The organism is Enterobacter sp. Ag1 (assembly GCA_000277545.1).
Lineage (GTDB): Bacteria > Pseudomonadota > Gammaproteobacteria > Enterobacterales > Enterobacteriaceae > Cedecea.
Genome location: AKXM01000034.1, coordinates 294,091 through 302,444, shown reverse-complemented (window position 1 = coordinate 302,444; position 8,354 = coordinate 294,091). Strand labels below are relative to the sequence as shown.

General features: G+C 54.8%; 6 protein-coding genes. 5 read left to right on the top strand and 1 reads right to left on the bottom strand.

Annotated features, from left to right (window positions below; all coding sequences use genetic code 11):
• Nucleotides 1-239 precede the first annotated feature (239 nt).
• A complete protein-coding gene (cueP, locus tag A936_RS15140) occupies nt 240-788 on the top strand; it encodes a copper-binding periplasmic metallochaperone CueP (RefSeq protein WP_008459332.1) in 549 nt (182 codons plus the stop codon).
• Nucleotides 789-825: 37 nt separating this feature from the next.
• Here cueP and A936_RS15135 read toward each other — a convergent pair whose 3' ends face one another.
• Entirely contained in the window at nt 826-1,389 is a 564-nt protein-coding gene (locus A936_RS15135; protein WP_237717585.1) for a helix-turn-helix transcriptional regulator, read from the bottom strand.
• A 698-nt stretch (nt 1,390-2,087) separates the two neighbouring features.
• On the opposite strand from A936_RS15135, the gene pgaA reads away from it, so the two are divergent.
• The 4 genes from pgaA to pgaD are packed head-to-tail and all read left to right on the top strand — an operon-like array spanning nt 2,088 to nt 8,308.
• Nucleotides 2,088-4,529, top strand: coding sequence for a poly-beta-1,6 N-acetyl-D-glucosamine export porin PgaA (pgaA, locus tag A936_RS15130; protein WP_008459328.1), 2,442 nt, complete (start codon nt 2,088-2,090; stop codon nt 4,527-4,529).
• Nucleotides 4,530-4,537: 8 nt separating this feature from the next.
• Nucleotides 4,538-6,553 carry a poly-beta-1,6-N-acetyl-D-glucosamine N-deacetylase PgaB gene (gene pgaB, locus A936_RS15125; protein WP_008459326.1) on the top strand — a complete coding sequence of 672 codons (2,016 nt, stop codon included), beginning with the start codon at nt 4,538-4,540 and terminating at the stop codon, nt 6,551-6,553.
• Nucleotides 6,546-7,874 (top strand): poly-beta-1,6-N-acetyl-D-glucosamine synthase, encoded by a 1,329-nt coding sequence (gene pgaC / locus A936_RS15120; RefSeq protein ID WP_008459324.1) that lies wholly within the window; start codon nt 6,546-6,548, stop codon nt 7,872-7,874. Before pgaB ends, pgaC begins: the two co-directional genes overlap by 8 nt.
• Complete coding sequence (pgaD, locus tag A936_RS15115; RefSeq protein ID WP_008459322.1) at nt 7,874-8,308, top strand: poly-beta-1,6-N-acetyl-D-glucosamine biosynthesis protein PgaD; 435 nt, start codon at nt 7,874-7,876, stop codon at nt 8,306-8,308. Before pgaC ends, pgaD begins: the two co-directional genes overlap by 1 nt.
• Nucleotides 8,309-8,354: the final 46 nt, after the last annotated feature.

Genomic DNA, 8,354 nt, shown 5'->3' with positions numbered 1-8,354 from the left:
AACCCGGCGTTGAAACGATGGTGAAATCCCCAGGTTCAACCTGGAAGGGAGTCGTGACGCTATTGTTTGATGCTCAGGCGGACTAGAAATGTCGAAAAATAGCTGATTGAGATCAATTAAAACTTTATAAATACAGAATCTTACCGTTCTTTACTGCCATGCCTTTGACCTTCCCCCAGGGGAAAGGTGTAACGTCCGCGTCAGTGGTTGTTAAACCTTACTCTGGAAAAGGAAACAGGATGAAAATACGTATCATGACGGCGTGGCTGGCGCTGGCCCTTAGCGGGTCTGCACTGGCGGCCACACCTGAGGCAAATGCCTTTCTGGCGAAACACGGGCTGGCGGGAAAAACTACCGAGCAAATGGTTGAGGCTATCGACCAGTCCCCGCAGGCTCGCCCGCTGGGTTTTAGCGCCGGTGTGACCAGCCGTGCGCTGGTGCTTTCGGACGGGCAGCAGAAGTTTAGCTACCCGCTGGGGGATAAGTTCTATCTGTCGTTTGCGCCATACCTGCAGCAAACGCATCCCTGCTTCAATCACAGCCTTTCCGGCTGCCAGGGTGAGATGGTCAATACGCCCTTTGATGTCAAAATTACCGATAAATCGGGCAACGTTATCCTGAATAAAACGCTTACCAGCCAGCAAAATGGCTTCATCGGCGTGTGGCTGCCGCGCAATACCGAAGGGACGGTCAGCGTCAGCTATCAGGGCCGCACCGCGCAATCCGCGTTTGCCACCTTCGACGACAGTCAAACTTGTATGACCACCTTGCCATTGCAGCAATCATAAGCCCGACGGGCGGCGGCCTCATGGCACACTGCCCAAACTAGGGGTACTGTTGCTCTTCGTCGGTATAAATGAGCAGGCAGGCCTCATTAAAGTTGGCCAGTCCCAATCTCTCGTAAAGTTCATTCCGTCGGCGATAAAGACTTTTCAGTGACGTGCAGAGCTTTTCCGCCACGGCTTCCATAGGTAAACCCTTTCTTAGCCACATCATCATCTTCCGCTCCTCCTGACTCAGGCGCATGGCATAAAACCATTCCCCGGCCTGGCGATCTAGCTTCACTTTTTGCAGCAGCCAGAACAGTCCCTCAATGTCCCGGTACGGCATCGACATATCGAGGCTCCACTTAAGTCTCAGTGGAGAGAGTTCACTGTGGCGCATATCCAGTATGATGCAACGTACCGGTGCCTCCGCTTTCTCTGCGCTGGTGATGATGTTTTCCCACTGTTCCAGTGGTAACCGGCTATCGACCAGGACAGCGTATTCTTTGTAGCCATAGCTGAAGCTTCTTCTGTCGACGGAGTACAGCCGAATAACATCAGGAAAATAGTTTTTTATGCCCTGGTAAAGATAGCGATCTTGTGTGATCAAAATTGTCGCATTCACCGCAGTGTATTCCTTTAATATCATACAATCCAAATGCCTGGCCATTGAAGCCAGGGGTATGCGTATTCACAGCGTGTCACTATTATTTCTTTAAAAATGAGCTAACTAACCTTTAGGTAAGTGTTGGGGTTGATATTAATTGTTGGTAAAGCGTTAGGGTCAAAGAGATATCCTTCTTTATTCCTGATGTGGGAAATTATAAATAAAATGAAATAAGAGAGAAGTCCGTGGTGTGGAAATTAGGAATCTTTGCCAGGAAATGTCCTGATTAATACGTTGATTTTCACTTAAACATATTGATAAAAACATCTCCCATATCATTTTTATATTTTTGATGTGGTTTTTTTTCATTTTAAATCAGTTGCTTGTGTTTTTGTTTTGTATTGAAGGTTATTCATTGAAAAGTCGGTACAGAGTATTCTTAAAAGCATGTTTTCGGCCGTCAGGAAGTGTTCACAAAATTATTCATGGTGACTTATCATTCTTGCTGTCTGACCTAATGTGTAATCTCCGCTATTTTGAGTTTGTTCCTAAAGCCAGATGCAGAAAAAGACGTTACGTGAGGTATGCCCGTTTAAATAAATACTCTGCATATCAAAAGAGTGTTTTACCGTGTGAATTACATCCGCTAGTGCCGATATCAGGCATTTAACGCGGCGGATAAACTATGCTCATTCATAATGGAATAATAGATATTTATGGAACAGCGGCTGAGTATCAATAAGTTATTCTTTTATCGTGGCGTGAAGCTGTCGTTATTTTTAATCATGCCAGGGCTGCTTTCAGCGCAAGGGGTGGGGGCAACATCGCGCTATGACAGTCAGGTATTACAGGCACGAAATGGGGATTATCAACCCCTGCTTGACGCCTTAAAGCATAAGGCACAGCAAAGAGCATTGCACCCGGAACAGGTGGCCGACTGGTTGCAGGTCGCCTCCTGGGCCGGGCGTGATGATGAAGTGGTCAGCGTGTGGCAGCGTTATCAGGAGCGTACTGCTATCCCGGCTCGTGGAGTCGCCGCCACGGCGCAATCTCTGCGTAACCTTCATCGCTGGACGGAATCACTTTCCCTCTGGGAGCGGGTGCTTCAGCTCTCGCCTGGAAACGATGACTATCGCATAGGGCAAATTAAAACGCTGGCCGACGGGCAAAAAGCCTGGCAGGCCAGAGATGAAGCTCTGCGTTTGATCGAGGAAAAGCCGACGCTGGCGCATTGGCAGACGCTCTCTTATGTCTATCTTCGGCAGGGAAAAACCTGGGACCAGTTGCTAAGCGACACGCAGGCCATCGCGCTTGCTCCAGGGGATAAAACGGCGCTGCAAAACCTGATATCCAGCCTGACCGTGAACAGGGTGAATACGCCAGCGCTGGCGTTTGCCAGGCAAGCGAACCTTCCGGCAAATGAGCGCAGAAGTCTGGAACTTAACGCGTTGGCCGAAAGGGTGCGCATGGCTGAGATCCCTCCAGGAGAGGAAAAAGCTCGTTTTACCGTCGCGCAGCGGGCGTTGGATCGTTACGACGTTTTGCTCGCCGAATGGCGTGGTAATCCGCAGGCTCAGCAGGACGTTACCAGAGCGCGAATAGACCGGCTTGGTGCACTTTATGCCCACAATCATTACCCAAAGGTCATTCAGGAATATGAAGCCCTGGCCTCAGAAGGCGTGCGCGTTCCACCCTGGGCTTTACGCTGGGTTATTGCGTCTTACCTCGCGGTAAAGCAGGTAGAAAGGGCGCAGGCGCTAACGCCGCAGCTGTTCAGCGGCGCGACGAATGAGAATGAGCAGGCGATGTTTTATGCCTTGCTGGACAGCGGACAGTACGACGCTGCCGCTCGTTATCTGCAAAACCTGACTCAGACAACGCCTTATCGTCGCTACGTGCCGGGTTCCCCGAATCCCGAACCAAACGATCGCTGGCTGGAAGCTAAAACGCTCTCGCTGCAATACCTCCTGTCAACCAATGCGCTGCCAGCAGCAGAAACGTTGTCCCAGCGCCTGGCCAATACCGCGCCGGGCAACCAGGGGTTACGTATTGATTATGCCAGGGTTTTGCAGGCGCGCGGGCTGCCGCTGGCGGCTGAACGAGAGTTAAAAAAGGCGGAGGTGCTTGAGCCATCCAACCTTGAGCTGGAGCGGCAGCAGGCTTATGTCGCGCAGGATCTGCACGAGTGGCGGCAAATGGATTTGCTAACCGACGATGTGATGCTGCGCGCTCCGCTGGATATCGCTTCTCAGCGGCTGAACCGAACGCGCGAAATTCACCGAATGTCCGAACTGCGTCTTAACGGTCAGCAGGGGATCCACTCTGATACGCCCGTCAGCGGGGCACACGACTTTAGCTGGGATATGGCGATTTACGGCCCACCCGTAGCCGACAGCTGGAGGCTGTTTGGCGGTCACCGTTTTGAGCGCGGTCGTTTTGAAGAAGGTAAGGGCTTAAGCCGCAGCGTGTTTGGGGGGATAGAGTGGCGGCCGCGCAATAGTTGGGTCGAGCTTGAACTGGCGAACAATAACTTCAACGGTGGCAATAAGCCTGGCGGGCGAGTTTCGGCCTGGCACAGCTTCAACGACAGCTGGCGAGTAGGAGGCGAAGTGGAACGCCTGGCCCGGGCAACGCCGCTGCGGGCTTTACGCAACGGGGTAAGTGCGAATCAGGCCAACCTGTGGGTGCGCTGGCATCAAAATGAACGGCGTGAATATCAGCTCGCGACCGCGACCAGCTGGTTCTCGGACCATAACCACCGCCAGGAATACACCTTCCAGGGCAAAGAACGGCTATGGCAGACGGCGCGGATCACGCTCGACCTGCAGCCCGGTTTGGCATACGGCACCAACAGCAAGACCGACACCGCCTATTACAGCCCGAAATGGGACTTATCCGCCGCGCCGACGCTCGCCGCTAATCACGTGCTGTACCAGCGCTATGACACCGTCTGGAGCCAGCAGATTAGCGCCGGAGCGGGTATTTACCGGCAAAAAAATTATGGGGCGGGGGCGATGACAACCCTGGGATATGGCCAGCGTATCCAGTGGAACAACGTCCTCGACACCGGGGCCATGCTGAACTGGGAAAAGCGCCCCTGGGACGGCAAGCGGGAAACGCATCTCGCCATCGCTTTTGATGCAAATTTACGATTTTAAGGACAAACATGCTGACCAACAGTTTTCGCCTCGGCCTGATCGTTTTTGGCTGGTTATTGACCTTTTCTGGCCTGGGCGCGCAGGAGATTCATTTTCTGCCGCCGAAAGCGCGGCCGCTGCCTGAAGCCAACCAGCCCTGGCCGAAGAACCATTTTCTGGTGCTGGCTTACCATGACGTTGAAGACCGCGACCCCGATCAGCGTTATCTGGCGGTGCGCACCAGCGCCCTTAACGAGCAAATCAGCTGGCTGCTGCAAAACGGCTACCGCGCGGTAAGCGTGCAGTCGATTCTGGACGCTCACCGGGGCGGCACACCGCTGCCGCCAAAGGCATTTTTGCTCACCTTCGATGACGGTTACAGCAGCTTCTACACCCGCGTGTGGCCGTTGCTTAAAGCATACAATGTGCCCGCACTCTGGGCGCCCGTGGGCAGTTGGGTAGACACCCCGCCGGGGAAGAAGGTGGATTTTGGCGGGCTGATGACCGCCCGCGATAAGTTTGCCACCTGGGATATGGTGCGCGAGCTTAGCCTGTCCCCGCTGGTTGAGATAGGGGCGCACACATGGGCTTCACATTACGGTATTCAGGCGAATCCCCAGGGAAGCCGTGAGCCTGCGGTGGCCAACCGGGCGTGGAATAAAGTCACCGGTCAGTATGAAAGTGACGAGCAATTCACCCGCCGTATTGACGACGACGTGCGCCAAATCAGTCGCAAAATTCAACAGCTCAGCGGGAAGGCCCCTCGCGCCTGGGTCTGGCCCTATGGCGCGGCCAACGGCACCTCACTTAGCGTGCTCAAAAAGCAGGGTTACCAGCTGGCGTTCACGCTCAATGATGGTCTCGCTGACGCCCGCGACCTGGACAATATCCCGCGCGTGCTGATCTCGGGCAACCCGACGCTCAAAGCGTTCGCCAGCATGGTGAGCCGCGTCCGGGAGCCCGATCCGGTGCGCGTTATGCATGTGGATCTCGACTACGTCTACGACCCGAACCCGGTGCAGCAGGCGAAGAATATCGATGCGCTGGTGCAGCGGGTGTATGACATGAAAATCAGCCATGTCTTTTTGCAGGCGTTCTCAGACCCGCTTGGCGACGGCAATATCAAGTCGCTCTATTTTCCCAACCGTTGGCTGCCCGTACGCGCTGACCTGTTTAACTTTGTCGCCTGGCAGTTACGCACCAGAGGCGATGCCAAAGTCTTCGCCTGGCTGCCGGTGCTCTCTTTTGATCTGAACGCCGCGCTGCCCAGGGTGCAACGCTGGGACGCCGCCAGCGGGAAGACGCAGCGGGCCACCAGCCCTTATCTACGGCTTTCCCCATGGAACCGACAGGTTCGCCATCAGATAATCGACATCTACGAAGATCTCGCCCGACATGCGGTATTTGACGGCATTCTTTTTCACGACGACGCGCTCCTCACGGACTTTGAAGATGCCGGGCCGGACGCCATGGCCGCCTACCGGCAGGCAGGGTTCCAGGGCAGCATCGGCGACATTCATCAAAACCCTGCCGAACTGCGAAGCTGGACGCGCTTTAAAAGCCAGACGCTGATCGAATTCACGCGCACGCTGACCGACGCGGTGCGGAATATTCGTGGCCCGCAGATAAAGACCGCCCGAAATATCTTTGCACTGCCGATTCTGGAGCCAGAGAGCGAGACGTGGTTCGCCCAGAACATTGACGATTTCCTGGCCGCTTACGACTGGACGGTGCCGATGGCGATGCCGCTGATGGAGTCCGTGCCGCTGGAAGAGAGCAATAGCTGGCTGGAACGGCTAATTAAAGCCGTCGCGGCGAAGCCTTCGGGAATGAATAAAACCATTTTCGAGCTTCAGGCGCGCGACTGGAACCACAAGACGCAAAAAGGCATCGCGGATAAACAGCTCGTGGAATGGATGCAGCTGCTGCAGCTTAATGGGGTGAAACACTACGGCTATTACCCGGACGACTTCATCAATAACCAGCCTGATATTTCACATATCAGACCTGAAATGTCCTCTTACTGGTACCCAAACAATGACTGATCGTCTTCTTTCCTTGCTGATTCTGGGCCTGGTCTTTGGGCTGCCGCTCGGTATGGCGGCGGTATTTACCGGGAAAATCCTGCTGGATTTTGTGTTCTTCTGGCCACTGTTTATGTCGGTAATTTGGATGACCGGCGGGCTCTATTTCTGGTACCGGCTGGAGCGCCACTGGCCGTGGGGCAAAGATGTGCCGCCGCCGCAGCTGGAAGGTAATCCGCTGATTTCTATTCTGATCCCGTGCTTTAACGAAGGCAAAAACGCCCGGGAAACGATAGAGGCCGCGCTGGCCCAGCGCTACACCAACATCGAGGTTATCGCCATCAACGACGGCTCTCGGGATAATACCGCCGAGATCCTGAACCAGCTCGCGGTGGAATACCCAAAACTACGAGTGATTCACCTGGCGGCGAATCAGGGAAAAGCTGTAGCGCTAAAGGCCGGGGCCGCCGCCGCACGCGGGGATCTGCTGGTGTGCATCGACGGGGATGCCTTGCTGGAGCGGGACTCGGCGGCTTACCTTGTGATGCCGCTGATTCGGCATCCCAATGTGGGCGCCGTGACCGGAAACCCAAGGATCCGCACCCGCTCGAACCTGATTGGCCGGATCCAGGTCGGTGAGTTTTCTTCGATAATTGGGCTGATTAAACGTACCCAGCGTATTTATGGCCGTGTCTTTACCGTTTCCGGCGTGATAGCCGCCTTTCGCCGCCAGGCGCTGGCGGACGTCGGCTACTGGAGCCCGGATATGATCACCGAGGACATTGATATCAGCTGGAAACTGCAGCTGCATCACTGGACGCTCTATTTTGAGCCGCGCGCGCTGTGTTGGATCCTGATGCCGGAAACGCTCAAAGGGCTTTGGAAACAGCGACTGCGCTGGGCGCAGGGCGGGGCGGAAGTGTTTCTGGTCAACCTGCGTCGCCTGTTCCGCTGGGAACACCGCCGGATGTGGCCGCTGTTTATGGAGTACGTGTTGTCGACGGTGTGGGCCTTCGCCTACGCGATCACCATCCTGCTGTTTATTGCCAGCCACCTGACCACGCTGCCGGCAAACCTGGTGGTTGAAACGCTCTTTCCGCCGGCGTTTACCGGGCTGCTGCTGGGCGTAATGTGCCTGATGCAGTTCCTGATCAGCCTGTTCATTGAGCGGCGCTATGAAAAGCGGATCGCCGGGTCGCTGTTCTGGATCGTCTGGTTCCCGCTGATGTACTGGATGATAGGCCTGTTTACCACTCTGGTGTCGTTCCCGAAAGTGATGCTTAAACGCCGCCGCGCCCGCGCGCGCTGGGTAAGTCCTGACCGTGGAAAAGGAAGAATATGATGCAGACCAACACGCTGATTTTGACCGAAGATCGACTGGGACCGCGCCTGTTCGATGGCCTGATAACCGCTATTGCCTGGGCCGGTTTTTTGTACTTTGTATGGAAAAACTTGCTGCTGCAGCTGATGTTATTGCCCGACCAGCGCGGGGAAATCATCGCGCAGTCGCTCAATTCCGTGCTGCTGTACCTGCTGATTGCGGTCATCAACGGTTGGTTGCTGATCCTCTGGTATCAGTACAGCCTGCGCAGGTACAGCGACCGATACCTCGATGAACACAAACCGTTTCAGCCTGGCGACCTCGCCCGCAGCTTTAACCTGCCGACGCAGCTGGTGTCCGAGATGAGCCGCTATAACCAGTTAACGGTTTATCACGACCAGATTGGGCAGATAATCGATCTTAAAAATAATCGTGCAGAGAGCGAAGCGGATTAACCCCGGTTTTCCGTCAGTATTCTGAACAGCGGCAATACCCGGACTC